Source organism: Pseudomonas sp. MYb185, assembly GCF_002979975.1.
Classification (GTDB): Bacteria; Pseudomonadota; Gammaproteobacteria; order Pseudomonadales; family Pseudomonadaceae; genus Halopseudomonas.
The window spans coordinates 121,303-147,240 of record NZ_PCQD01000001.1; the positions used below are offsets into that span (position 1 = coordinate 121,303).

The 25,938-nt window shown below is 62.8% G+C and carries 23 protein-coding genes; 5 read left to right on the plus strand and 18 right to left on the minus strand.

The genetic code is table 11. From position 1 onward, the window contains the following. The first annotated feature begins 112 nt into the window (after nucleotides 1-112). Both CQ007_RS00595 and CQ007_RS00600 read left to right on the plus strand, forming a co-directional pair. Complete coding sequence (locus CQ007_RS00595) at nucleotides 113-1,384, plus strand: ATP-binding protein (protein ID WP_105642977.1); 1,272 nt, start codon at nucleotides 113-115, stop codon at nucleotides 1,382-1,384. Continuing rightward, nucleotides 1,381-1,935 carry a response regulator transcription factor gene (locus tag CQ007_RS00600; protein ID WP_105642978.1) on the plus strand — a complete coding sequence of 185 codons (555 nt, stop codon included), beginning with the start codon at nucleotides 1,381-1,383 and terminating at the stop codon, nucleotides 1,933-1,935. The genes CQ007_RS00595 and CQ007_RS00600 overlap by 4 nt, the downstream gene beginning before the upstream one ends. 2 nt (nucleotides 1,936-1,937) lie before the next feature. On the opposite strand, the gene CQ007_RS18885 is transcribed toward CQ007_RS00600, so the two are convergent. From CQ007_RS18885 to CQ007_RS00625, 6 genes are all read right to left on the minus strand, one after another. Next, entirely contained in the window at nucleotides 1,938-2,102 is a 165-nt protein-coding gene (locus CQ007_RS18885) for a hypothetical protein (protein WP_158256691.1), read from the minus strand. A gap of 16 nt (nucleotides 2,103-2,118) precedes the next feature. Next, nucleotides 2,119-2,970, minus strand: a complete 852-nt coding sequence (locus CQ007_RS00605) for a Tim44 domain-containing protein (protein WP_105642979.1) — start codon at nucleotides 2,968-2,970, stop codon at nucleotides 2,119-2,121. A 136-nt stretch (nucleotides 2,971-3,106) separates the two neighbouring features. Continuing rightward, nucleotides 3,107-3,937, minus strand: coding sequence for an SDR family oxidoreductase (locus CQ007_RS00610; RefSeq protein ID WP_105642980.1), 831 nt, complete (start codon nucleotides 3,935-3,937; stop codon nucleotides 3,107-3,109). Nucleotides 3,938-3,972: 35 nt separating this feature from the next. Then, nucleotides 3,973-4,437, minus strand: a complete 465-nt coding sequence (locus CQ007_RS00615) for a hypothetical protein (protein ID WP_105642981.1) — start codon at nucleotides 4,435-4,437, stop codon at nucleotides 3,973-3,975. A 56-nt stretch (nucleotides 4,438-4,493) separates the two neighbouring features. After that, nucleotides 4,494-5,291, minus strand: coding sequence for a TatD family hydrolase (locus tag CQ007_RS00620; protein WP_105642982.1), 798 nt, complete (start codon nucleotides 5,289-5,291; stop codon nucleotides 4,494-4,496). A gap of 50 nt (nucleotides 5,292-5,341) precedes the next feature. Continuing rightward, nucleotides 5,342-5,800: an EVE domain-containing protein gene (locus tag CQ007_RS00625; RefSeq protein ID WP_105642983.1), complete on the minus strand. Its 459-nt coding sequence runs from the start codon at nucleotides 5,798-5,800 to the stop codon at nucleotides 5,342-5,344. A gap of 228 nt (nucleotides 5,801-6,028) precedes the next feature. Between CQ007_RS00625 and CQ007_RS00630 the strand changes: the two genes are divergently transcribed. Further along, entirely contained in the window at nucleotides 6,029-7,366 is a 1,338-nt protein-coding gene (locus CQ007_RS00630; protein WP_105642984.1) for a DUF1329 domain-containing protein, read from the plus strand. Nucleotides 7,367-7,404: 38 nt separating this feature from the next. Here CQ007_RS00630 and CQ007_RS00635 read toward each other — a convergent pair whose 3' ends face one another. From CQ007_RS00635 to nrdA, 5 genes are all read right to left on the minus strand, one after another. Beyond that, a complete protein-coding gene (locus tag CQ007_RS00635) occupies nucleotides 7,405-7,587 on the minus strand; it encodes a hypothetical protein (RefSeq protein WP_105642985.1) in 183 nt (60 codons plus the stop codon). 85 nt (nucleotides 7,588-7,672) lie between these two features. Beyond that, a complete protein-coding gene (locus CQ007_RS00640) occupies nucleotides 7,673-8,215 on the minus strand; it encodes a DUF3087 domain-containing protein (RefSeq protein ID WP_105642986.1) in 543 nt (180 codons plus the stop codon). A gap of 9 nt (nucleotides 8,216-8,224) precedes the next feature. Continuing rightward, nucleotides 8,225-8,485 (minus strand): class I ribonucleotide reductase maintenance protein YfaE, encoded by a 261-nt coding sequence (yfaE, locus tag CQ007_RS00645; protein WP_105642987.1) that lies wholly within the window; start codon nucleotides 8,483-8,485, stop codon nucleotides 8,225-8,227. A 2-nt stretch (nucleotides 8,486-8,487) separates the two neighbouring features. Continuing rightward, nucleotides 8,488-9,627, minus strand: coding sequence for a class Ia ribonucleoside-diphosphate reductase subunit beta (gene nrdB / locus CQ007_RS00650; protein WP_256582153.1), 1,140 nt, complete (start codon nucleotides 9,625-9,627; stop codon nucleotides 8,488-8,490). A 244-nt stretch (nucleotides 9,628-9,871) separates the two neighbouring features. Beyond that, a complete protein-coding gene (nrdA, locus tag CQ007_RS00655; RefSeq protein ID WP_105642988.1) occupies nucleotides 9,872-12,148 on the minus strand; it encodes a class 1a ribonucleoside-diphosphate reductase subunit alpha in 2,277 nt (758 codons plus the stop codon). A 126-nt stretch (nucleotides 12,149-12,274) separates the two neighbouring features. On the opposite strand from nrdA, the gene CQ007_RS19315 reads away from it, so the two are divergent. After that, nucleotides 12,275-12,532, plus strand: a complete 258-nt coding sequence (locus CQ007_RS19315; RefSeq protein ID WP_105642989.1) for a DUF1289 domain-containing protein — start codon at nucleotides 12,275-12,277, stop codon at nucleotides 12,530-12,532. 99 nt (nucleotides 12,533-12,631) lie between these two features. Here CQ007_RS19315 and CQ007_RS00665 read toward each other — a convergent pair whose 3' ends face one another. From CQ007_RS00665 to glpD, 5 genes are all read right to left on the minus strand, one after another. Continuing rightward, a complete protein-coding gene (locus CQ007_RS00665; protein WP_105642990.1) occupies nucleotides 12,632-14,221 on the minus strand; it encodes a peptide chain release factor 3 in 1,590 nt (529 codons plus the stop codon). A gap of 213 nt (nucleotides 14,222-14,434) precedes the next feature. Beyond that, nucleotides 14,435-15,148 carry a GntR family transcriptional regulator gene (locus CQ007_RS00670; RefSeq protein ID WP_105642991.1) on the minus strand — a complete coding sequence of 238 codons (714 nt, stop codon included), beginning with the start codon at nucleotides 15,146-15,148 and terminating at the stop codon, nucleotides 14,435-14,437. Between the two features lie 21 nt (nucleotides 15,149-15,169). Then, on the minus strand, nucleotides 15,170-18,790 hold the full coding sequence (uca, locus tag CQ007_RS00675; protein ID WP_105642992.1) for an urea carboxylase: 3,621 nt from the start codon (nucleotides 18,788-18,790) through the stop codon (nucleotides 15,170-15,172). A 13-nt stretch (nucleotides 18,791-18,803) separates the two neighbouring features. Continuing rightward, on the minus strand, nucleotides 18,804-20,585 hold the full coding sequence (gene atzF / locus CQ007_RS00680; RefSeq protein WP_105642993.1) for an allophanate hydrolase: 1,782 nt from the start codon (nucleotides 20,583-20,585) through the stop codon (nucleotides 18,804-18,806). 225 nt (nucleotides 20,586-20,810) lie between these two features. Next, on the minus strand, nucleotides 20,811-22,346 hold the full coding sequence (gene glpD, locus CQ007_RS00685) for a glycerol-3-phosphate dehydrogenase (protein WP_105642994.1): 1,536 nt from the start codon (nucleotides 22,344-22,346) through the stop codon (nucleotides 20,811-20,813). A gap of 416 nt (nucleotides 22,347-22,762) precedes the next feature. On the opposite strand from glpD, the gene CQ007_RS00690 reads away from it, so the two are divergent. Then, complete coding sequence (locus CQ007_RS00690; protein WP_105642995.1) at nucleotides 22,763-23,926, plus strand: type III PLP-dependent enzyme; 1,164 nt, start codon at nucleotides 22,763-22,765, stop codon at nucleotides 23,924-23,926. Nucleotides 23,927-24,103: 177 nt separating this feature from the next. Here the strand turns inward: CQ007_RS00690 and nagB are convergent, their stop codons facing one another. Together nagB and CQ007_RS00700 are read right to left on the minus strand one after the other, a co-directional pair. Beyond that, nucleotides 24,104-24,826, minus strand: coding sequence for a glucosamine-6-phosphate deaminase (gene nagB, locus CQ007_RS00695; protein ID WP_105642996.1), 723 nt, complete (start codon nucleotides 24,824-24,826; stop codon nucleotides 24,104-24,106). A gap of 178 nt (nucleotides 24,827-25,004) precedes the next feature. Then, complete coding sequence (locus CQ007_RS00700) at nucleotides 25,005-25,910, minus strand: SDR family oxidoreductase (RefSeq protein ID WP_105642997.1); 906 nt, start codon at nucleotides 25,908-25,910, stop codon at nucleotides 25,005-25,007. Between the last annotated feature and the right edge of the window lie 28 nt (nucleotides 25,911-25,938).

The window sequence follows — 25,938 nt, forward strand, 5'->3', positions numbered from 1 at the left end:
GCATGGCGGTTCCCCTCTGCCATCATTCCCGCATTTATGCGACGCTATGCCACATGAAGGCTGATAGCGGTCGATTCTATACTGGAGCGAACTTTTGTCGCAGCGACTATTGATGAACCTCAATGCCCTGGCGCTTTCGCCGACCCGGCAGAATCTCTGGCGGCTGATCTTCATTCGCCTGCTGGTGTTGATGGCCCAGGCCATATCGGTACTGGGTGCCTGGTACAGCGGCTGGTTCGCCCTGGAATGGACGCCGTTGCTGCTGACCCTGGGCATCTCCGCCGGCGTCAGCCTGCTGTCGCTGCTGCGCCTGTCGCGTGGCTGGCCAGTGACCGAGATCGAATACGGCATGCAACTGCTGTTCGACATCCTGGTGCACAGCGTGCTGCTGTACTACGCTGGCGGTCCGACCAACCCCTTCGCCTCCTACTTCCTGGTGCCACTGACGATTGCCGCGGCGACCCTGTCATGGGTCTTTACCGCCATACTCGCCAGCGTGGCGATGGTTGCCTACAGCCTGCTGCTGTTCTGGTATCACCCCTTGCCGCTGTTCGAGATGCCGATGCGCGACAGCCAGATCAATATCCGTGTCATCGGCATGTGGTTGAACTTCGCCATGAGTGCCGGTCTGATCAGCCTGTTCGTGGTGCATATGGCCGAGGCCCTGCGCAAGCATGCCGAGCGACTGGCCGAGCGCCGTGAACAGAGCCTGCGTGATTCCCAGTTGCTGGGCATCGCCAGCGTTGCCGCCGGTGCCGCCCATGAGTTATCCACGCCGCTGTCGACCATGAGCGTGCTGCTCAAGGATTTGCGCTCGGATTACACTGATCCGCAGATCCAGGAGGACCTCGAGCTGCTGCAGGAGCAGGTGCGTCAATGCAAGGCCAGCCTGCAGCAGATGGTGCGCAGTGCCGAATTCAACCGTAACCAGCCGCACAGCAACCAGGCCGCCGACCTCTGGCTCAAGGGCCTGCTGGAGCGCTGGCAACTGATGCGTCCCGAGGCCTCCTGGCAGCTCAAGCCGCTGCCGGTCGGCCCTGTACCGCAGCTCAAGGACAGTCCCGAGTTGGGGCAATCGATCCTCAACCTGCTGAACAACGCTGCTGATGCTTGCCCCGACAACATCGGTATCACGCTGGAATGGAATGCCCAGCGGCTGCGCCTGTGCATCCGTGACTACGGCCCTGGTGTACCGTTGCACATCGCTGAGCAGTTGGGCACCGCCTTCGTCACCACCAAGGGCAAGAAGGGTTTCGGGTTGGGGCTGTTTCTCAGCCAGGCGGCGGTCGAGCGTATCGGCGGCAGCGTGAAACTGTTCAACCAGGATGGCGGGGGAACACTGACAGAGGTAATCTTGCCGATAGCAACCGAGGATCAGGCATGACTGAAGAAATCAATCCGGAAGAACAGCCGCTGCTGTTGCTGGTGGACGACGACCCGACTTTCACCCGGGTCATGGCCCGCGCGCTGACCCGCCGTGGCCTGCAGGTGGATACCGCCGGTGGGGCGGAAGAGGCGATGGCCGTGGCGCGCCAGAGACGGCCCGACTACGCCGTGCTGGACCTGAAAATGGAAGGTGATTCGGGCCTGGTACTGCTGCCACGTCTGCTGGAGCTGTATCCGGATCTGCGTGTGGTCATTCTGACCGGCTACTCCAGCATCACCACCGCGGTGGAGGCGATCAAGCGCGGCGCCTGCAACTATCTGTGCAAACCGGCGGACGCCGACGATGTGCTGACCGCACTGCTGTCGGACCAGGCCGACCCGGAAAGCCTGGTGCCCGAGCATCCGATGTCGGTGGACCGCTTGCAGTGGGAGCACATCCAGCGGGTGCTGGCCGAGCATGATGGGAATATTTCAGCGACGGCCCGGGCGCTGGGCATGCATCGCCGAACGCTGCAGCGCAAGCTGCAGAAGCGCCCGGTACGGCGCTAGGTTCACCGCAGCAGGCAGAAAGCCCTGCCTTTCAGCGAGCTGGTGTTGGTTCCCGGGTGCCAGCTGGCACTGGCCCAGGGAAGGTCGATGGCGACCCCGTCGAGTTCCATCTCGACCAGCGCAGTGGCGGGAATCACCGGTGGCCGGGATGGAACCCGGCCTGCCATTGTTTGAGGTTCTCGCTCAGTTCTGACGGATGCCGCAGATCACCCACGGCTGGTTCTCGCCGTCGGCACGCTCCAGGCGCCAGCTTTCATCGAAACGTTCGCCTTCGTCCTGTGGGAATTCGCGGTCCAGACCGGTGAAACCAACGGTGGCGATGGTCCGGCCATCACGCTGCTCGATGCCTTCCAGGCGCGCTTCCAGTTCTTCGACAAAACCATTGCTGCTCGGCGGCGCTTCGGCGCGGGCTGCCAGCATCTGTTGCAGTAACGCCGGATCGAGGTATTCGGCCATGCCGGCGCTGTCACCGTCACGCCAGTGGCGCTGCAGGGTGAAGAAATGCTCTTCGGCACCCTTGAGGAAGCTGTCGGCATCGAACCATGCCGGCGCGTCCATGGTCATTGGTTGCGCTACCGGTTGCGCCGCTGCACCACCCTGCTGCGGCCAGCTTTGCGGGCCCTGCTGGTAGTCGTTTGGCCCGCCGGCGGGGTGCGGCTGGCGCTGCATGGCCGGTGCGTTGCGGCGGGAGAACAGCTTGAACAGCACGAAGGCGATCAGGCCGAAGATCAGGATGTCGAACAGCTGCAGCCCCTGGAAACCATCACCGAACAGCATGGAGGCCAGCAGGCCACCGGCGGCGATGCCGGCCAGCGGGCCGAGCCAGCGGCTGGCGCCGGAGGTGGCGGCCGGGTTCTGCTGCTGGTTGCGCGGCGTGGCCTGTTGTTGCGGAGTTTGCTGGCGCTGGGCTGGCTGACTCTTGTGCATCGGGGCAGCGCCGAAGCTCTTGCCGCCGCCCATGCGTCGTGCTTCGGCATCGGGAACGGTCAGGCCGACCATCAGAAATACGGTAAAAAGGGGTAACAGCCAGCGCATGGGCAGGTCTCTCCAGAATTGAAAGTCGGGCGATAGTGCCAAACCTCGGCGCCGGTCGCCAGTCTTAAAATGTTTCGGTGTTTGAGGCCCGGCGTCGTGGTTGGCGCCGGTGGGTCCTTCGCCTCGACCATGCAGGTCAGGTGAGCCTGCGATCCAGCCCGAAGCGCTTGCGCAGGCGGCTATCCAGTACCGAGGCCGGTAGCCAGCGCTTCAGCCGCACCATGCTGCGGGCGCCTGCGCCGATCAGTGCGGTTTCCGGGCGCAGCGGGTTCTTGATATAGCCCATCAGCTCCACGGCGAAATCCCGCGCCGAGGTGGAACTGGCCTTTTGCGAAGCACGGGCGCGGGCCTGCACGGCTTTTTCCCAGGGCTTGAACCAGGAAGCCTCGCCCATGGTGATGGCGGCGCTGGCATTGTTGCCGAAGTCCGAGGCGATGGCACCCGGCTGTACGGTCAGTACGCCGATTTCGAAGGGTGCCAGTTCCAGGCGCAGGGCATCGGACAGCGCATGCAGCGCCGCCTTGGAAGCACAGTACACCCCGGAAAAGGGCGTGGTGGTGACCCCGGAAACGCTACCGATATTGACGATCAGGCCCCGACTTTCCCGCAGCAGCTCGGCATTGGCGCGAACCAGCTCCAGGGGAGCGAAGACGTTGGTGTTGAACTGCCGGAGCAGGGTGTCACGGTCGGCATCCAGTACCGGGCCCATGGCGCCGTAGCCGGCATTGTTCACCAGCAGGTCAAGGCGCCCGGCTTCCTGGCGCAGGCGCTCACTGCAGGCGGCTACCTGCCCGGCATCGTTGACATCCAGCGTCACGGCGATGGCCCCTCGGGCCGTCAGCGGGGCCAGGGTGTCGGGGTTGCGGGCAGTGGCATAGACGGTGTAGCCCTCATCCAGGCAGACCTGGGCCAGAGCCTGGCCGATGCCGCTGGAGCAGCCGGTGATCAGTGCGACGGGGTTGCTCATGAAGTGATCCTTTTATCCTTGTTGTAATGGTCGATTCAATCGTGGAACTCGGCACGTACCCGGTCGGCATGGTACTGCAGGTCCCCGGCGCGATAGCCGCTGCGCAGGCGCGGCACGCTGTAGCACTGCTGCCACTGTCCGGCGGCAGGCAGCGGCTGGCCGAGCTGGTAGCTGCTGTCGGCGACGTTGGTATCCAGCAGGTTGGTATTGTAGCCGGGCTGCACCGCCCGCAATTGCCAACTGATATTGCTGGCGGTGCGCTGGCTGGCATTGTGGATAGTGACTTGCAGTGGCTTGCCGAAATCGCACTGTTCGGGCGCATAGCGCACACTGATCTCCAGTTGCCGTACCTGCTTGTCATGTTGCCACTGCCAGATGCCGACACCCGCTGCCAGCAGCAGGGTGATGGCGACAATGACGCCACTGGCCGGCAGCATGATGCGGGGAAAGCGCACCAGCAATATCAGCCAGATCAGCAACAGGATGATGCCCAGCGGCATGGAGTCTCCTTGCGAAGGCGCTTATTCGATATCTTGACTGTACCAGACCCTGGTCTTCAGGACACCGCCGTCACGGACCAGTCGAACAATTCACAGGTGTTATGCAGGCACTGGCGGGCCAGTTGCTCGGCCGTCTCGCCGCGCAGTTCGGCGAGCTGGGCGCAGATCTGCGGCAGGTTCTGCGGACTGTTGCGCTGGTAGGGACGGAATGCTGGTGCCATGTCCGGGCTGTCGGTCTCCAGTACCAGCGCGCTGGCTGGCAGTTGGGCAATGACCCGGTGCATGCGCTTGGCCTGGGGCCAGGTGGCGGCCCCGCCCAGGCCCAGCTTGAAGCCCAGCCGGATGTACTCGTGGGCTTCCTCGGCGCTGCCGGAAAAGGCGTGGATGATGCCGCCGCGACGCAACTTGTAGCGTTTCAGTGCGGCCACCACCGGCGCATGGGCGCGGCGTACATGCAGCAGCACCGGCAGCTCGACATCGGCGGCGATCTGCAACTGCGCCTCGAACAGTTGCTGCTGGCGCTCGCGGTCCGGCTCGTCGATGAAATAGTCGAGGCCGAACTCGCCCACGGCGCAGCAGCGCGGGTCCCCGGCGTGTCGTTGCAGGCGTTCGCGCAGAAGCGCCAGATCCTCTGTGCGATGCTGGTCGAGAAATACCGGATGCAGGCCGAAGGCGGCATACAGCCGCGGATCGTTCTCCACCAGGCCCCACAGGCGATCCCAGTTATCCTGGCTCACGCCCATCAGCAGCAGGCGCCGCACACCGAGGCGGTAGCTGTCATCCAGCACCGCTTCGCGGTCGATGTCGAAGTCGGAGAAATCCAGGTGAGTATGGGTATCGATATAGATATTCATGACCCTAGCATCGTCAGCGACAGGCTTGACTGCAAGCGTGGCGGTAGCGTTCAGCCGGCTTGTTCAAGCAGGATGCGCCACTGCTCGGCGCTCACCGGCATCACCGACAGTCGGCTGCCGCGCTGCACCAGCGCCAGGCCCTCCAGGCCCGCCAGCGCCTTGATCTCATCCAGCGGCAGCAACCGCGGGAACTGGCGTTCGAAGATCAGGTCGACCGCCTGCCAGCGCGGCTTCTCGTGGTTGCTGCGGGCGTCGAAATAAGGCGAGTTGGGATCGAACTGGCTCGGATCGGCATAAGCGCTGGCGCTGACCCGCGCGATCCCGGCGATGCCGATATGGTGGCAGCTGGAATGGTAGATCAGCACCAGATCGTCGACTGCCATCTGCATGAGAAAGTTGCGCGCCTGGAAGTTGCGCACGCCATCCCAGCGAATCGGGGTATCCGGGGCCCGGGCAAAATCCTCGATGCCGCATTCGGAAGGTTCGGTCTTCACCAGCCAGTAGGCCATGCTGTTGTTTTCCCATTGAGCTGAAAGGTGTCATGTCATGCGCAATGATGCCTCAGGCACGAAGGCATGTGCCATCGAAGTCCCACTGGACTGTGTCATTTTGTAGCGGGATGGGGAGCGGCCGGATTTTCGCGCTACAATTCCGGGATTTTGACACTTTTACCGCTAATCTGATTACCGGTCGGCCTTGCCGGTGGGTAGTAGGTAATCGCTCACAAGGAGTTGTGCATGTACAGGAAGTTTGGGGTTGTATTGATGGTCGCTATGGCGTGCCAGGTCCAGGCCAAGGTCGATCCTGCGCAGGCGGCCCGTCTGGGAGCCGACCTGACTCCGCTGGGGGCCGAGCGTGCCGGTAACGCCGCAGGCACCATCCCGGAATGGACCGGTGGCGTGAAACCACCAGCCCACTATCAGCCGGGGATGCATCATCCCGATCCCTTTGCCGACGATGCGATGCTCTATCGCGTCGATAGCGCCGACCTGGACCCGCACCGTCAACTGCTGCCAGCCGGCCTGGCCGACCTGCTGGAACGCAATCCCGAGTATTACCTGCAGATCTATCCGACCCACCGCAGTGCCGCAGCACCGCAGCGCATCTATGACGCCACCCGTGCCAATGCCGAACATGCCGAGCTGATCGCCAATGGCAACGGCGTCGCCGGCGCGGTGGCCGGGATCCCTTTCCCGATCCCGCAGAACGGTATGGAGATCATCTGGAACCATATCCTGCATTACAAGGGTGAGCAGAACCACTTCATCAACAACCAGGCGGTGGTGATCAATGGCAGGAGCAACCTGATCAAGCGTGATCGCTATATCTACTACATCTACAATCGCGAGGGCATGACCCCTGAGCAGATGGACAACACCCTGCTGTACTACCGCTATCAGGTAACTGCGCCGGCCAAGCTGTCCGGTACCTCGCTGGTGGTGCAGGATCCGCTGGATCAGGTGCTGACCACCCGTCGCGCGTGGCGCTACAGCCCGAGCGATCGGCGGGTCCGCCGGCTGCCTTCGCTGGCCTATGATTCGATCCAGCCCGACACCAGCGGCCTGGCGACTGCCGACGTGGTGGATTCCTACAACGGCGCACCGGACCGGTATGAGTGGACGTTGATCGGCAAGCAGGAAATGCTGGTGCCCTACAACAGCTATGCGGTGCATCAGCAGGGCATCGATTACGACCGGATCGTGCTGGCGAAGACGCTCAACCCCGAGTTGCTGCGCTATGAGTTGCACCGGGTATGGATCGTGGAGGCCAAGCTGCGTACCGGCTACTCTCATCCCTATCACACCCGGCGTTTCTATATCGACGAGGACAGCTGGCAGATCCTGGCGGTGGACCTGCGCAATGCCAGGGATGAGCTGGTCGGCCTGCAGGAAAGTCATCCGATCAGCTACTACGAGCTACCGATGTTCAACAGTACCCTGGAAACCCTGTATCACCTGAAAACCGGCAACTATTTCGTCGACGGCCTGGACAACAACGAGCCGATGTATGACTTCAGCTACGAAATGTCGCCACGGGACTTCTCACCCCAGGCACTGCGTCGCGCCGGTAACTGAGCGCGCCACCCACCGATGAGCCGCCGGGCAGCGGCTCGTTATTCCTGCGCGGGATAGGGGTGCTGCTGCAGCAACCTGGCCAGATGCACGCAATTGAGCGCCAGCACCTGGGTGGTCTGGACCACCTTGTCCGGGGTGGATGCCATGCGCAGCAGCTCGCAGGAGGAGTCGGCGGGGGAGGGTTTCAGCGTGCAGTTCAGGGCCAGGGCGGTGAGTGGCATGGGGCATCTCCGGGCAAGAGGCTTCAGAGATTTGGTCCGGTAGCCGCGCTATTGGTTCAAACTGCTTGCCGGCGGGCCGCGGCGGTCACCGACCTTTGCTGTCGCGCCAGCGTTCGCTGATGCTTGCGAGCCAGGCCGGGTCCAGCTGGTGCTGTTCCGGGTCCAGCCCCTCGGCCAGCATCTGCTCGCGGTGCTGGTCCATCTGCTTGACCAGGTCGTTGATGGCGCTGGTGTTGCCGTCGAGCTGATGCATCTGCAGCAGACCCAGATGGTAGAAGCGCAGCACCTGCATGGCGGTTGCATCCCTGGCGGCTACGCCGGCATCGACCTGATGCAGGATATTGGTCACCTTCATCAGATTGCGCTTGAGTAGAAAGCCGTAGACCGCCGGTGCCATCCACGGCTGCTGCCACAGATACAGGCGTACCAGGGCGATGGTCAGCAGCAGTCCGGCGATCACGCCGCCGACGTTCCAGCGGAAGTTGTTACCGCCGGGTTCGCCGAACATCGCCACGGACAGGGTAGCCAGCGAGATGCACAACGCTGCCAGGACGAGGCACAGGATCAGCGTGCTGCGCCGGGTCTGCTGGCGGTACTGCTCTGCGTCCATGGGCTGTATTGCGAACATCGGCTGGCCTCACATTTTGCTTTTCAGCGGTACGTTGATGACGATCGGCTCCGCCGGCCGGCAGCAACAGGGCAGGATCTCATCCCGCTTGAGGAAGGCCAGTGGCGGTTTCGGGTAGACCACGCTGCCGACCTTGAGTTTGACCCGGCAGGCGCCGCAATAGCCACTGCGGCACTGGTACTCGACATGATGACCGGTACGCTCCAGGCCCTCCAGCAGGCTCTCGTCCTCGCCCAGTTCGAAGAAGGTATCGCGGGTGAATACCTGCACGCCTACAGCTCGAACTCGCCCAGATCCTCTACCGACACCTCGGAGTCGATCTGGCCAACCAGATAGGAGCTGACCTCCACTTCCTGGGGCGCCACCTGCACGTTATCCGAGACCAGCCAGGCATTGATCCATGGGATCGGGTTCTGCGTGGACTTGGGGAAGATCGGTTCCAGACCGACCGCACTCATCCGCAGGTTGGTGATGTATTCCACGTACTGGCTGAGGATGCTGTAGTTCAGTCCGATCATGGAGCCGTCCTTGAACAGGTACTCGGCCCACTGCTTCTCCTGCTCGGCGGCATGGCGGAACAGTTCGATACACTGCTCATGGCAGGCCTGGGCGACCTCGGCCATTTCCGGGTCATCCACGCCTTCCTGCATGATGTTGAGGATATGCTGGGTACCGGTCAGATGCAGCGCTTCATCGCGGGCGATCAGGCGGATGATCTTGGCATTGCCCTCCATCAGTCGGCGCTCGGCGAAGGCGAAGGAACAGGCGAAGCTGACATAGAAGCGGATCGCCTCCAGCACGTTGACCGACATCATGCACATGTACAGCTTCTTCTTCAGCTCGAAGCGCTCGATGGTCACGCTGCGGCCATTGAGCTGATGAGTGCCCTCGCCGAACTGGTTGTACAGGTTGCTGTACTGGATCAGCTCATCGTAGTAGTTGGAGATGTCGCCGGCCCGCTCGATGATGTGGCGGTTGCGCACGATATCGTCGAACACCACCGCGGGATCATTGACGATATTGCGGATGATGTGGGTGTACGAGCGGCTGTGGATGGTCTCGGAAAACGACCAGGTCTCGATCCAGGTTTCCAGCTCGGGGATGGATACCAGCGGCAGGAAGGCCACGTTCGGGCTACGACCCTGGATCGAATCCAGCAGCGTCTGGTATTTCAGGTTGCCGAGAAAGATATGTTTTTCATGGTCGGGCAGGTTGCGGAAGTCGATGCGGTCCTGGGACACGTCGACTTCTTCCGGACGCCAGAAGAACGACAACTGCTTCTCGATCAGTTTCTCGAAGATCGGATACTTCTGCTGATCGTAACGGGCGACGTTGACCGGCTGGCCGAGGAACATCGGTTCGCGCATCTGGTTGTTGTCGGTCTGGGAAAAAGTGCTGTATTTCATTTTCATCATTGGCTCCTCAGGGAACCTGAAAGCTGGAGGTTACTGTTCTGGGAGGGAGGTGCTGGCGGCCTTCCCCCTCTCCCCAACCCCTCTCCCGCGAGGGGAGAGGGGCTTATGTTCTGGATCTGGGCCATGCGTGTGCGCTCCCCAGATCTTTGATCACCCTTGCGGCCGTCTCTCGCAAAGGGGCAGGCCGGCATCCGGTTTTCTCCCTCCCCCCCTCGCGGGAGAGGGCCGGGGAGCGGGGGCTTCAGATCTTGCACGCCCCGCCGGCGCAATCGTCAGCCATGTCACTCTGCGCATCGTCGGCGCCGTCGCGGGTGTTCTGGTAGTACAGGGTCTTGAGACCGAATTTGTAGGCGGTCAGCAGATCCTTGAGCAACTGCTTCATCGGTACACGACCGCCTTCGAAGCGCTGCGGATCATAGTTGGTATTGGCCGAGATCGCCTGATCGACGAACTTCTGCATGATCCCTACCAGTTGCAGGTAGCCATCGTTGCCGGGCATCTGCCACAGCAGTTCGTAGGCGCCCTTGAGTTCCGCGTAGTCCGGCACTACCTGCTTGAGGATGCCGTCCTTGGACTGCTTGACGGTGACCAGGCCGCGCGGCGGCTCGATGCCGTTGGTGGCGTTGGAGATCTGGCTGGAGGTCTCGGACGGCATCAGCGAAGACAGCGTCGAGTTGCGCAGGCCGTCCTTGACGATATCGGCGCGCAGCCCTTCCCAGTCCAGATGCAGTGGCTCGGAGCAGACCGCATCCAGGTCCTTCTTGTAAGTATCGATCGGCAGCACACCCTTGGCATAGGTGGTCTCATCGAACCCGGAGCAGGCGCCGCGCTCGCGGGCCAGCTGGTTGGAGGCCTTGAGCAGGTAGTACTGGATGGCCTCGAAGGTACGGTGGGTCAGGTTGTTGGCCGAACCGTCGGAGTACTTCACGCCATTCTTCGCCAGGTAGTTGGCGAAGTTGATCACGCCGATCCCCAGGGTACGGCGCTTCATCGAGGCCTTGCGGGCCGCTTCGATCGGGTAATCCTGATAGTCCAGCAGCGAGTCCAGCGCGCGTACCGCCAGGTCAGCCAGCTCTTCCAGCTCCTCGAGGCTGTTGATCGCGCCCAGGTTCAGCGCCGACAGGGTGCACAGGGCGATTTCGCCGCTGCCATCGTCGACACCCTGCAGCGGGCTGGTCGGCAGGGCGATTTCCAGGCACAGGTTGGACTGGCGCACCGGAGCGACCTTCGGGTCGAACGGACTGTGGGTGTTGCAGTGGTCGACGTTCTGGATATAGATGCGGCCGGTGCTGGAGCGCTCCTGCATCATCAGCGAGAACAGTTCGACCGCTGGCATGCTGCGCTTGCGGATCGACGGATCCTGCTCGTATTTCTCGTAGAGCCGCTCGAACTCGTCCTGATCGGCGAAGAACGCATCGTACAGACCAGGAACATCATGCGGCGAAAACAGGGTGATATTGCCATTCTTGATCAGGCGCTGGTACAGGGTGCGGTTGATCTGCACGCCATAGTCCATGTGCCGCACACGGTTCTCTTCCACGCCGCGGTTGTTCTTCAGCACCAGCAGCGATTCCACTTCCAGGTGCCACAGGGGGTAGAACAGGGTGGCCGCGCCACCACGTACGCCGCCCTGGGAGCAGGACTTGACCGCCGCCTGGAACAGCTTGAAGAAGGGAATGCAGCCAGTGTGCTGGGCTTCACCACCGCGGATCGGGCTGCCGACGGCGCGGATGCGACCGGCGTTGATGCCGATACCGGCGCGCAGGGAAACGTACTTGACGATCGCCGAGGTGGTGGCGTTGATCGAATCCAGGCTGTCACCGCACTCGATCAGCACGCAGGAGCTGAACTGCCGCGAGGGCGAACGCACGCCGGACATGATCGGCGTCGGCAGGGAGATCTTGAACAGCGAAATGGCGTCGTAGAAGCGCTTGATATAGCTCAGCCGGCTATCCTGTGGGTAGTCGGTGAACAGGCACATGCCGATCAGCATGTAGAGCATCTGCGGGCTTTCATAGACCCGGCGGCTGACCCGGTCCTGGATCAGGTACTTGCCTTCCAGCTGTTTGACCGCCGCGTAGGAGAAGTTCAGGTCGCGGCTGTGGTCGATATAGTCGTTGAGGGCGTCGAACTCGTCGCGGCTGTAGTCACGCAGAATGTGCTGGTCATAGCGGTTCATTTCCGTCAGCGTGGTGACGTGATCGAACAGGTGTGGCGGCTCGAACTGACCATAGGCTATCTTGCGCAGATGGAAGATCGCCAGGCGCGCGGCCATGTACTGATAGTCGGGAGTGTCCTGGGAGATCAGGTCGGCGGCGGCCTTGATGATGGTCTCGTGGATATCCTGGCTGCGGATGCCATCGTACAGCTGAATCTGCGATTTCAGTTCGACCTGGGAAACCGATACATTGTCCAGGCCCTCAGCGGCCCAGTCCAGGACGCGGTGGATCTTGTCCAGATCAATGGGTTCCTGGCGGCCATCGCGCTTGGTTACTTTGAGGGACTGGAAATCGGTCATAGTGATCATCCTGGGGTCAAAAAGGGCTTGATTCAGACGCAAAATCAATGTATGCGAAATACACAATATATAGTGATGAAAAGCTGAATGAACGCAATATAGAGTGCAATTGCGCTGGGGTCAAATATGAATCAGCTTGAATTTTTCGAAATACCCAGTCCATGCGTCGGCGTGTGCGAAGTCAATAGCAAAGGCTTCTGCAAGGGCTGTTTGCGCTCGCGGGAAGAGCGGCTTTACTGGCTGCAGTTATCCGCCGAGCAGAAGCGCCAGGTGATCCGCCTGTGCCAGTCACGCAAGGCCAGGGTCTTGCGGGCGAAACAGGAAGCGGCATTGCGGCAGGAGAATGGCAGCAGCACACAATCGGACCAGTCCGACCTGTTCTAGTTCCTCCCCCATGGACCGACACCTGCTCCGCAGGTCGGCCCTTCTCTACAGGCCGACCCCTCTCTGGTCATCCTTCACGGATAACGGTGCGGGCAGGCATCAATGATGTTCGCGGGTCGCGTTGAAGCGGATTTCCGGCCAGCGTTCTTCGGTCAGGCTGAGATTGACCCGGGTCGGCGCCAGGTAGGTCAGATGCCCGCCGCCATCGACGGCCAGGTTCTCCATGGCCTTGCTGCGGAATTCTGCCAGTTTCTTCTTGTCCGTTGATTCGATCCAGCGCGCCGACCAGACGTTGATCGGCTCATAAATGCATTCGACCTTGTATTCCTCTTTCAGACGGCTGGCGACCACATCGAACTGCAGAACACCGACGGCACCGAGAATGATGTCGTTGTTGCGCTCGGGGAAGAACACCTGGGTGGCGCCTTCCTCGGCCAGTTCCTGCAGGCCCTGGCGTAGCTGTTTGGACTTGAGCGGGTCCTTCAGGCGTACCCGGCGAAACAGTTCCGGGGCGAAGTGCGGAATGCCGGTGAAGGCGATGTTCTCACCCTCGGTGAAGGTGTCGCCGATCTGGATGGTGCCATGGTTGTGCAGGCCGATGATGTCGCCGCCCCAGGCCTCTTCCAGACGTTCGCGGTCGCTGGAGAAGAAGGTCAGGGCATCGGCGATCTTGATATCCTTGCCGATGCGTACATGGCGCATCTTCATGCCCTGTTGGTATTTGCCGGAGCACACGCGCATGAAGGCGATGCGGTCGCGGTGACGCGGGTCCATGTTGGCCTGGATCTTGAACACGAAGCCACTGAAGGCCTCTTCCGCAGGGGCGACTTCACGCTCCTGGGTCATGCGCGGCAGAGGGGCGGGGGCCCAGTCAACGAAAGCGTCCAGCACATGGTTCACGCCGAAGTTGCCCAGCGCGGTACCGAAGAACACCGGAGTCAGTTTGCCCTGCAGATACGCCTCGAGGTCGAACGGATGGCAGGCGCCCTGCACCAGTTCCAGCTCTTCCAGGAAGCCGTCGTACATATCGCCAAGCAGTGTACGGGCCTCGTCACTGTCCAGCCCGTGGATCACGGTTTCCTCGGTACGTTCGTGACCGTGGCCAGCGCTGTAGACGTAGATACAGTCGTTCGTCAGATGATAGACGCCCTTGAACTCGCGATAGCAGCCAATCGGCCAGGTAATGGGCGCGGCCTTGATGTCCAGCACCTCTTCAATCTCGTCCAGCAGTTCGATGGGGTCGCGGATATCGCGGTCAAGCTTGTTGACGAAACTGATGATCGGGGTATCGCGCAGGCGGCAGACGTTCATCAGGGCGATGGTGCGTGGCTCCACCCCTTTACCGCCGTCAATCATCATCAGCGCGCTGTCCACCGCGGTCAGGGTGCGGTAGGTGTCTTCCGAGAAGTCTTCGTGGCCGGGGGTATCCAGCAGGTTGATCATGCGTTCCCGGTAGGGAAACTGCATTACCGAGGTAGTGATCGAAATGCCGCGCTGCTTCTCCATGGCCATCCAGTCGGAGGTCGCATGACGGTCGGACTTGCGCGACTTGACCGTACCGGCCACCTCGATCGCCTTGCCCATCAGCAGCAGGCGCTCGGTGATGGTGGTCTTACCCGCATCAGGGTGGGAGATGATGGCGAAGGTGCGGCGTTTGGCGACTTCTTGCTGGATCTGCTTGCTGGACATAAATGTGCTGTTCGGTTCTTGCTGGGGCAGGGAGCCAAGGCACAGACACGCGCCAGCCGGCTCCAGGCGGAGATAAAAGGGAATTGGCGCGTATTGTGGCTGATTCGCCGGGGCAAGACAAAGAAAAATGCGGGGCGGGGCCACCTGTTCAGGCTGGAAGGCGGCCTCAGGTCTGAAATGGCGCCGCCGGGCCTCCTGTCGTCAGCCGCCAGCTCAGGCGAGCTGCCGGCTGCTGTCCTGGTGTTGCCGTGCTTCGTACAGCATGTGCAAGGTGATCTTGCGTACCTCGGCCTTGCTTGCCTCGATATGGGTTTTCAGCAGCAACTGCGCCTGATCAGCGCGGCGCTGGATGATGTTGCGCAGGATTTCCCCATGCTCGACATAGGTGGCCTCGATGCGCGGACCCTGGGTGAAGTCGATGCGCCGGACGATGCGCAGGCGCTCGGTGATGTCATGGTGGATGCGAGCCATCTCCGCATTGCCGGACGCCTCCACCAACTGCCCATGGAAACGCTCATCCAGGCTGCATACCGTGGGTCCATGCGTCAGCCGGTCTTGCGGCGGCACCAGCCAGACCTGTTGCAGCTCCTCCAGTGCGGCGGCTGGCTGCATCTCGCACAGGCGCCGGACCGCTGCCAGCTCAAGCACGATGCGCACGTCATACAGCTGTTCGAATTGCTGGAAGTCGAAGGGCCGCACCTGCCAGCCGCTGCGGTAGAACACCTCGACGAAGCCCTCGCGCTGCAACCGCAGCAGCGCCTCGCGCACTGGTGTGCGGCTGGCCGCCATCTGCTCGGCGATGGCGCTTTCGGTGAAGCGGTCCCCGGGCAGCAGGCGGAAGTCGAAGATGTCCTGCTTGAGCTGCTGGTAGATGCGCTCGGTCAGGTTCTGCCTGGGCTCGGCGGGGAGCGTCGGATAGCTGTGCATGATGGTCGGGCTCCTCGCCATTCAGGCCTCGAGTACCAGCAGCAGGTCGCCGGCGTTGACCGGCTTGCCTGCCTCGCAATGGATGCTGCTGACCCGCGCGCAGCGGTCGGCGTGCACGGCAAACTCCATCTTCATTGCCTCGACGATCAGCAGCGGATGGCCGGCCTGCACCTGCTGTCCCGGTTGTACCAGCAGCTTCCAGATGTTGCCGCTGATATCCGCGGTGACCGCATGCCCATCGACCTCGATCGGTTCGCGCTGGGTTGTCCGCTGCAGGGCCTCGTCCACCTGAGAGGCTTCCTCGGCCTGCCACAGTGCCACCTCCCGGCTGAAGGCCGACTGCTGCCTGGCCTTGAAGCTGGCGATGCTGTCGGCGTTGTCGCGTAGGAACTGTTCGTGCTCGGCCAGATCGAACCAGCCCTGTTCCACCTGCAGCGTCAGCCGTCCCTCGCGGAAGGCCTCGCGCTGCTCGTCCAGTTCCTGCTCGCTGACCGGGTAGTAGCGCACCTGGTCGAAGAACTTCAGCAACCAGGGTTCACCGTTGATGAAGGCCGGGTTTTTCACGAGGCGGTTCCAGATCGGCAGGGTGCGGCCGACCAGTTGGTAGCCGCCGGGGGAGTCCATGCCGTAGATGCACATGTACACCCCACCAATGCCCACTGTACCTTCGGCGGTATAGGTGCGTGCCGGGTTGTACTTGGAGGTCAGCAGGCGGTGGCGCGGGTCGATCGGCACTGCACAGGGCGCCCCGAGGTAGACGTCACCCAGCCCCAGCACCAGGTAGCTGGCGCTGAACAGGCTGTCGCGCACCTGCTCGATGCTGTCCAGGCCGTTGATGCGGCGCATGAACTCGGTATTGCTCGGCAACCAGGGCGCGGTATCGCGTACCGACTGCCGGTAGCGCGCAACCGCATCCAGCGTGGCCGAGTCCTCGAAGGCCATCGGCAGATGGATGATGCGGCTGGGGACGCGCATGCTGGCGGCATCCGGCAACTGGGTCTCGAGGGCCAGCAGCCGATCGAGCAGCGTTTGCTGATGGATCACGCGGCTGTCGTAATTGATCTGCAGTGAGCGCACGCCCGGCGACAGTTCGATGATGCCGTCGATGGGCTGCGCCTTGAGCGCTTCCATCAGCGCGTGTACCCGCAGGCGCAGCCGCAGATCCAGTACATTGGCGCCATACTCCAGCAGGATGTACCGGTCGCCGGCCTGGCGGTAGATCACCTGCGGGCGCGGCGCGGACTCATGCAGTTCGGCGAGGATGCATTCGGACAGACCCTGCCCGGCGCGCACTGCCGGCACCGGGGTGACTGGTGGCTGTTCGGCCAGGGCGAGAATGGCGGCATCCATGGCCTGTTCCATGGCCAGCGCGGCATCGAAACCCAGGCGCCGGAAGCGGATGCGGTCCCCCGGTTTGACCTGGCCGACCTTCCACAGCTCGGCCTTGGCGATGGTCACCGGGCAGACGAAACCGCCGAGGCTGGGGCCGTCCCTGGTCAGGATCACCGGCATGTCACCGGTAAAGTTGATCGAACCAATGGCGTATTCGGTGTCATGGATGTTCGATGGGTGCAATCCGGCTTCACCGCCGTCGCTGCGGGTCCAGGTCGGTTTGGGGCCGTTCAGCCGGATGCCCAGCCGGTTGGAGTTGTAGTGCACCTCCCAGGCGGTGTCGAAGAACATCTCGATGGCGTCTTCGGTGAAGAAGTCCGGCGCGCCATGCGGGCCATAGAGCACGCCGATGTCCCATTCCTGCGGGTAATCGGGGATCAGGCTGGCGGGTGCGGCGGCCGCTGGGAACGGCGGCGCCGGCGTGCTGGAGGCACTGAGCGCCGGGTTGCTGATCGGCAGCATGTCGGCGGCACGCAGGGTACGCCCGGCATGACCGCCGAACTGGCCGAGGGCGAAGGTCGAGCGACTGCCCAGATACACGGGCACGTCGATGCCGTTGCGCACCGCCAGGTAACTGCGACAGCCGGTCTCGGCCTTGCCCATTTCCAGCAATTGTCCGGCCCTGACTGCCACCGGCGCCCAGAACGGCACCGGTTCCCCATCCAGAAGCGCGGCAGAGGTGGCGCCGGTCAGGGCGATCAGGGCATCGGCATGGAAGCGCAGGGTGGGGCCGAGCAGGGTGAATTCCAGTCCGGCGGCGCTGTCATGGTTGCCGACGATACGATTGGCCAGGCGGAAGGCGTAGTCATCCATCGGCCCGGACGGCGGCACGCCAATGCTCCAGTAGCCGGTGCGGCCGGGATAGTCCTGCACACTGCTGTAGGTGCCTGGTTGCAGTACTTCGATCACCGGTGGCTGCCAGCTGAAGCTGGCCAGCCGGTTGGTGGAAACCTCGCCGGCGGTGAAGAACGCCGAGTCCATGATCTGGCGCAGGTAGTCGAGGTTGGTGGCGATACCGGCAATGCAGGTGGCACTCAGCGCCTCACGCATTTTGCCGATGGCGTCGGCACGGTCATGGCCGTGGACGATGATCTTGGCCAGCATCGGGTCATAGTAGGGCGACACCTCGGTGCCGGTGGCCACCCAGCTGTCGACCCGCGCGTTATCGGGAAACCGCACCTCGGTGAGTATCCCCGGCGCGGGCTGGAAGTCGCGTACCGGATCTTCGGCATAGAGCCGTACTTCGATGGCAGCGCCGCGGGGTTGCAGCTGCACTTCGGCCAGCGCCGGTGGGTCGCCAGCGGCGGTGCGGATCATCCACTCCACCAGATCCACCCCGGTACAGGCCTCGGTGATCGGGTGCTCGACCTGCAACCGGGCATTCACTTCCAGGAAGTAGAAGGCATCGCGGGCGGCGTCATAGATGTACTCGACGGTGCCGGCGCTGCGGTAGTTGACCGCTCGACCGAGGTTGGCCGAGGCTTGCAGCAGCCGTTCCCGGGTGGCGGTGGGCAACTGCGGGGCCGGGGTTTCCTCGACCACTTTCTGATTGCGCCGCTGCAACGAGCAGTCGCGTTCGCCCAGGGCAATCACCTCACCCTGGCCGTCACCGAATATCTGCACCTCGACATGCCGGGCGTTGTCGATGAAGCATTCGAGAAATACACCGCTGTCGCTGAAGAAGTTCTCGCCCAGCCGTTTGACGCTTTCATAGGCCTCGATCAACGCGGCTTCATCATTGCAGCGGGTCAGGCCAATGCCGCCACCGCCGGCGGTGCTCTTCAGCATCAGCGGATAGCCCAGTTGCCCGGCCGCAAGGATGGCCTCATCCAGGCTGTTGAGCAGCCCGCTTCCCGGCGTCAGTGGCACGCCCGCGTCCCGGGCGATCTCCCGGGACCGGTGCTTGAGGCCGAACTGGCGGATCTGCTCCGGTGTCGGGCCGCAGAAGGCAATGCCGGCCGCTTCGCACTGCTCGGCAAAGTCGGCGTTCTCGGATAGGAAGCCGTAACCGGGAATGATCGCCTGGGCGCCGCTGTCACGGGCAGCGGCGAGGATCAGGTCTCCGCGCAGGTAACTCTCCGCCGCGCTGTTGCCCCCCAGGCAGATGGCCTGGTCGCAGGCACTGACATGGGCGCTGTTGCGGTCCGCTGCCGAATACACGGCGACGGAGCGGATGCCCATGCTGTTCAGGGTGCGGGCAATGCGCACGGCAATCTCGCCGCGGTTGGCTATGAGTACGGTATGCAGCATGGTGGGTTCCTTGTCAGCTACGCGAGGCGATGTAGGCGCGCCAGCCGCCCAGGTGGGTGATATCGGTGGCACCTTCGATCGCCGCGCCTTCACAGATGAAGCCCTTCACCTCACGGCCGTCGGCCAGGGTGAGGGTGCCGATGCCGAGGGGCGCGGGAATCAGCGCGACAAAGCTGCCGAACAGTTGGGTCGGTACGTCCCACAGCTCCAGGGCGATCGGCGCACCGTCCGCGCTGCGGATCAGGCCGGGTTTCGGCGGGGTGGTATCGGGCAGGGCATACAGGCGGTAATGGCTGGCGCTGTGGGTGGCTTCGACAAAGCGAGCGTGACGCTCGGTGAGCTGGCTGTTCAGCGGCATGCCCCGCAGGTGGGCACCGACTACCGCCAGCCGGGTATGGCCCGCGGGTACCTCGCTGTTCGGTTGCGGTTGCGGCAGTGGTTGATCGGTCGCGCCGCGCTTCCATGGCGCATGGGCCTGCCAGCGGCGACCGATATCGGCGAGGGCGGCATCCTGCCAGGCAGCACCGATCAGGGTGATGCCGAAGGGCAGGCCGTCGGCGCGGATGCCGGCGGGCAGCGCCAGCGCCGAACAGTCGGCCAGATTGACGAAGTTGGTCCACAGGCCCAACTGGCTGTTGCGGGTAACGGGATCGCTGGCGACCGCCTCCAGCGTCGGCAGTGTCGGCGCGGTGGGCACCAGCAGGGCATCGACGCTTGCCATCAGCTCCTGGATCTGCCGCGCCAGTTCGGCACGGCGATATTCGGCGCAAAAGGTATCGACCGCGCTGAAGCGGCTGGCCTGGGCGAGGATGTCGCGCACCACCGGGTCCATCTGGTCGGCCCGGGTGCTGATGAATGGCTGGATGGCGGCATAGCGCTCGGCGACCCAGGGACCACCGTAGAGCAACTGGGCCAACTCCAGCATGGGACTGAAATCCAGCTCGACCAGTTCGACCGACATACCGCCGAACTCGGCCAGCGCCGCCTGCCAGGCGGCCTCGGCCTGGGCATCACCAAACCACTGGGGTTGTGCCGGGATGCCGAAGCGGGGTCGCTCGCCCAGCAGCCTGGCGGCTTGCGGCGCGCTGCGGGAATAGCTGTCAGCGGGGTCGAAGCCTTCGAGCTGCCGGGCTACCGTCTCGGCATCGTTCACGTTCAGGGCGAATACCGAGACGCAGTCCAGGCTGCGGCAGGCCGGTACCACCCCCCGTGTGCTGAAGCGCCCCCGGGTGGGCTTGAGCCCGACGATATTGTTGAAACCGGCGGGTACCCGGCCTGAGCCGGCGGTATCGGTGCCCAGACTGAACGGAACCAGGCCACGGGCGACCGCTACCGCTGAGCCGGAACTGGAACCGCCCGAGACATGGGCCGGATTGAAGCTGTTGGGAACCGCACCGTAGGGCGAGCGGGTGCCGACCAGTCCGGTGGCGAACTGATCCAGATTGGTCTTGGCCAGCGGTATCGCACCGGCGGCACGCAGCTTCGCCACACTGGTGGCATCCGCGCTGGCGGTATAGGCAAAGGCCGGGCAGGCTGCAGTGGTGGGTAGGCCGGCGACATCGATATTGTCCTTGACCACGAAAGGGATGCCATATAGCGGCAGCGCCTCGGCATCCGCTCGGGCCTCCAACTGGTCCAGCTGGGCATCCAGCTCGGCTGGGGAAAGGATGTGGATCCATGCCGGGTCATCGGCCTGTAACTGGGCGCGCAACGCCTGCAGGGCGCTGCGGGGGGTAAGGGAGCCATCGCGATAGGCCTGGCGCCACTCATCTAAAGTCCATCCGGCATGCAGCATTCAGCCTCCTGTTCTCGGAATACCATCTTGTATGCAACGTGGTATTGAGCAGGGACCGTGCCAGGACCGGATAACGGCCTGTTGTTTTATCTGTTTATCTTATAAATCAATTGCTTATTGACTGGTTGGTAGCAGGTTTGAGTGGTGTTTGGTACCCGTTACGGCGCCCCGGCATGCCCGGATTCAGTGCCGGGCAGGGGCGCGGTGGCTGCTTCTGGTGCGTGCCTAGGGGGTATGCCACTTGCTGCGTATATCCATGAAATCCTGCAGCGCTGCAACAGCGCCGCCCTTGATATGCAGGCCCAGTTTGGTGCGCCGCCACAGCACATCCTCGGCATTGATCGCCCATTCCTGGCGGATCAGATAGCGGACTTCCAGGGCATACAGGTCGGCGCCGAAATGCCGACCCATATCATCCAGGCTGCGGCAGCCCTGCAGCAGGTCATGGGTCAGGGTGCCATAGCTGCGGGCGAACCGCCGGGCCATGTTCGAAGGCAGCCAGGGATAGAGTTTCTGCAGGTCGGCCAGCAGGGTGGGCTGGTCCTGGAAGTCGCCGCCGGGCAGCACACTGTCGGCGGTCCAGGCGCGGGCCGGACTGTGCAGCAGTTCGCACAACTGGTCGGTGGCCTGTTCGGCCAGCCGCCGGTAGGTGGTGATCTTGCCGCCGAGTACCGACAGCAGCGGTGCCTGGCCGGGCCTGGTGTCGATATCCAGGGCATAGTCGCGGGAAGCGGCCTGGGCCTTGCCGTTGGCATCATCGAACAGTGCGCGTACCCCGGCATAACTCCAGACGACATCGCTGCGGCTGAGCTGGTGACGGAAATGCGCATTGACCACGCGCAGCAGATAGTCGGTCTCCTGCGCCGAAATACTGGCCGCGGCGGGGTTGCCCTGGTAGTCCACATCGGTGGTGCCGATCAGGCTGAAGTCGTCCTCATAGGGAATGACGAAGACAATGCGGTTGTCGGTGTTCTGCAGGATGTAGGATTCCTCGCCGGGATGCAGGCGTGGCACCACGATATGGCTACCCTTGACCAGCCGTAGCGGCCGGCGCACCGTGGTGTCGATGACCGACGCCAGCACGCTGTCGACCCAGGGGCCGGCGGCATTCACCAGCGCCCGGCTGCGGTATTGGCTGCGCTGACCAGTCTGGCGATTTTCCACGGTGACCTGCCACAGGCCATCGGCGCGCTGCGCGGCGACGCAGGCGGTGCGGGTGAGAATCTGCGCGCCATGCCGGGCGGCGGCCTGGGCGGTCAGTACCACCAGGCGGGCATCATCGACCCAGGCATCGGAGTATTCGAAGCCGCGGACAATCTGCGGCCGCAACGGGCTGCTGGCATCGAAGCGCAGGCCGGTGGAGCCGGGCAGGGTTTCCCGGCGGGCCAGGTGGTCATACAGGAACAGGCCGATGCGGATCATCCAGGCCGGACGCAGGTGCGGCTGGTGCGGCAGTCGAAAGCGCATCGGGCGGATGATGTGCGGTGCATTGCGCAGCAGGGTTTCACGCTCGGCCAGCGCCTTGCCGACCAGCCGGAACTGATAGAACTCCAGGTAGCGCAGGCCGCCATGGATCAGCTTGCTGCTGCGCGAGGAGGTCGCCGAGGCCAGGTCATCCTGTTCGCACAGCAATACCTTGAGGCCGCGCCCGGCGGCATCCATGGCGATGCCGCAGCCATTGACCCCGCCACCGATGACCAGCACATCAAAAATGTCATCCTCGGCTGCCAGAATGGGGCGGTGAACGGGTGCGTCCGGCATGTCGGAATTCCTCTGTCAGATGGGGTCGCGAAGGTGACCGCGATGGATTATTGCATACTAGCGGTCGTAGCCTATTGACCGCGAAGTCACTTGGTTTTATGGTGCGCACCGAACGTTGAGGCTGGCACGATCCATACGGCTCAAGTACTGACGACGAGACAGCAAGACCGGTTCCCCTGGGGAGCGGACTTATTGCTTTCGGCGCACGCCTTGGGAAGTAGGCGAACCAAAGTGGGGATACTGATCAGACGTTCGCACCCCCGGGTTGTGTGTTGGCTGAACGTTCAGAGTCGCTTACGGAAGGCGTTACCTGTCCTGGTCCTTGACCGGGGGTTGGGGTACGCCTATCTGCCCTGCATCTGATCCCATGTCCCCACGCGGCCCGACACCAGAACTTATGCTTTGGAGCCGACGCCATGAACATCAAGCTTGACGAGTATTTTGACCGCGACACCTTCAGCCGTATCCGTGCCTGCGCCGATCAGCGCGAAACCCCCTTCCTCGTTGTCGATCTGAAGACCATCGACCGTGCCTATGATGATCTGGTCGAGGGCTTTCCCTATGGCAAGATCTACTATGCGGTAAAGGCCAACCCGGCCAATGAGGTGTTGAGCCTGCTCAAGAACAAGGGCTCGAATTTCGATATCGCCTCCATCTACGAGCTGGAGAAGGTACTGGCGCTGGGTGTGCAGCCGGAGCAGATCAGCTACGGCAACACCATCAAGAAATCCCGGGATATCCGCGCCTTCTACGAGAAGGGCGTACGCATGTATGCCACCGACTCCGAGGCCGACCTGCGTAATATCGCCAAGGCCGCGCCGGGCTCGAAGGTCTATGTGCGTATCCTGACCGAAGGCTCGACCACTGCCGACTGGCCGCTGTCACGCAAGTTCGGCTGCCAGAGCGACATGGCCATGGACCTGCTGGTGCTCGCCCGTGAACTGGGCCTGGAACCCTATGGTGTGTCCTTCCACGTCGGCTCGCAGCAGCGTGATATCGGTGCATGGGATGCGGCCATCGCCAAGGTCAAGGTGATCTTCGAGCGTCTGAAGGAAGAGGACGGCATCGTGTTGAAGATGATCAACATGGGCGGCGGCTTCCCGGCCAACTACCTGACCAAGACCAACACCCTGCAGACCTATGCCGAGGAAATCACCCGCTTCCTGCAGGAGGATTTCGGCGAGGAGCTGCCGGAGATCATCCTCGAGCCGGGCCGGTCGCTGATCGCCAACGCCGGTGTGCTGGTCAGCGAGGTGGTGCTGGTATCGCGCAAGTCCCATACCGCCCTGGAGCGCTGGGTGTTCACCGACGTGGGCAAGTTCTCCGGCCTGGTGGAAACCATGGACGAAGCGATCAAGTTCCCGATCTGGACCGACAAGCGCGGCGAGCTGGAAGAGGCGGTGATTGCCGGCCCGACCTGCGACAGCGCCGACATCATGTACGAAGACTACAAGTACGGCCTGCCGCTGAACCTGGCCATCGGTGATCGTCTGTACTGGCTGTCCACAGGTGCCTATACCACCAGTTACAGCTCGGTCGAATTCAACGGCTTCCCGCCGTTGGAAGCGTTCTATATCTGAGGGTTCAGGCTACAGGGTGCATGGCAGGCCGGTGGCGGCCCCGCCGGCTTCCATCCCGGCCTGCGGCGTATCGTGTAGTACCCTGGGTCGAGATGGAACTCGACCGTCCATGACTGCAACGGGTTGTCGAGCGCCCGCTCGACGACATGCGGACCTGCTGCTCCGCTCGGTGCCTGGCTACAACAGTGCCGCCGCCGCCTCATCCACGATAACGGTCACATCCGCATGCAGCTGCAGCGCGGAGGCGGGCACCTGTTCGGTGATCGGTCCCTTGACCATCTGCGCCACGCACTCGGCCTTGGCCTCGCCGCTGGCGATCAGCAGGATGGCGCGGGCCTGCAGGATGTTGCTGATGCCCATGGTGATGGCGGTGGTCGGTACTTCATCCAGGGAGTCGAAGAAGCGCTGGTTGTCCTGACGGGTCTTGTCGGTCAACCGGGTGTGGAAGGTTTCCCGGTCGAAGGGCGTGCCCGGCTCGCAGAAGCCGATATGGCCATTGCTACCGATACCCAGCAGTTGCAGGTCCAGTGGGGTGGCGTGCAGCAGCGCATTGTAGCTGTCGCACTGGGCTTGCAGGTCAGCGCTGTCGGTGCAGGGAAGGTGGATGTTTTCCGGAACAATATCCACATGCCGGAACAGGTTGTCGTACATGAACTGGTAGTAGCTTTGCGGGTGGCTGCGTGGCAGTTCGCAATACTCATCCAGATTGAAGGTCTGCACCTGCTGCAGAGATATCTCGCCCGCCCGATAGCGTTCGACCAGGTACTGGTAGGTGCCCAGCGGCGTGCCGCCGGTGGCCAGCCCCAAGGCGCAGGCGGGTTTGCTGCGCAGCAGATCGGCAATCATCTGGCCGGCGGTGGCACTCAGCTCGGTGTAATCTCTGACGGTAATGACCTTCATGCGCTCTAGCCCTGATTGGCGTGCGTTGCCGGCATTGTCTTGCCAGAAGTGAGGGAGGGCAGGGCAAGCCGCAGATAAAGCGCGGGATTCTACTCTGGCTACCCGGGAGGGGGAAGCCGGAAATGCGACAGCCCGCCCTGTTGCCGGGGCGGGCTGTCGGTTTGCGGTCGGGGCAGGCTCAGCTGAACTTCTGGATATTCTGCATCAGTTCCTTCAGCGCCTCGATGTTGTCCTTCGGATGCACGGCATTCTCGAAGCTGCACAGCTGCTCGAAATTGGCCTGCACGTCTTCCGGGCTGAAACCTTCATCCGGGTTGAAGCCGATGCCCAGCGAGCGCTCCCAGCGCACCTTGCCCATCCAGCCGCCGCCGACTTCGAACAGACCGGAGGTTTCCTGGCACTGCTCGGAGCACAGGTAGACCACCAACGGGCTGACCAGCTCGGGCTTGAGTTTTTCAAAGGCGCCGGGCGGGAACAGCCCTTCGGTCATGCGGGTGCCGCCGGTCGGTGCGATGGCATTGACCAGGATATTGTTCTTGCGGCCTTCGATGGCCAGGGTGCGGGTCAGACCGTACAGGCCCAGCTTGGCCATGCCGTAGTTGGCCTGGCCGAAGTTGCCGTAGATGCCGGAGGTGGAAGCGGTGAAGATGATGCGGCCGAAGTTCTGTTCCTTCATGTGGTTCCAGGCAGCATGGGTCACCTTGTAGGCACCTTCGACATGCACCTTGTACACCAGATCCCAATCGGCATCGGACATCTTGGCGAAGCTCTTGTCGCGCAGGATGCCGGCATTGTTGACCACCACGTCGACGCGACCGAAGTTGTCCAGGGCGCACTGCACGATCTTGTCACCATCGACCACGCTGTCCGGGTTGGCTACCGCGGTGCCGCCAGCGGCCTTGATTTCCTCGACGACTTTCAGCGCTGCTTCACTGTTGGCGCCTTCCCCCTGGGTACTGCCACCCAGATCGTTGACGATAACCTTGGCACCGTGCTTGGCGAACAGCAGCGCGTGGGCGCGGCCGATACCACCGCCGGCACCGGTGACGATGACGACCTTGTCTTCAAAACGGATATCGCTCATGGGGAGTCTCCTGAAAAAGGGGAATGAC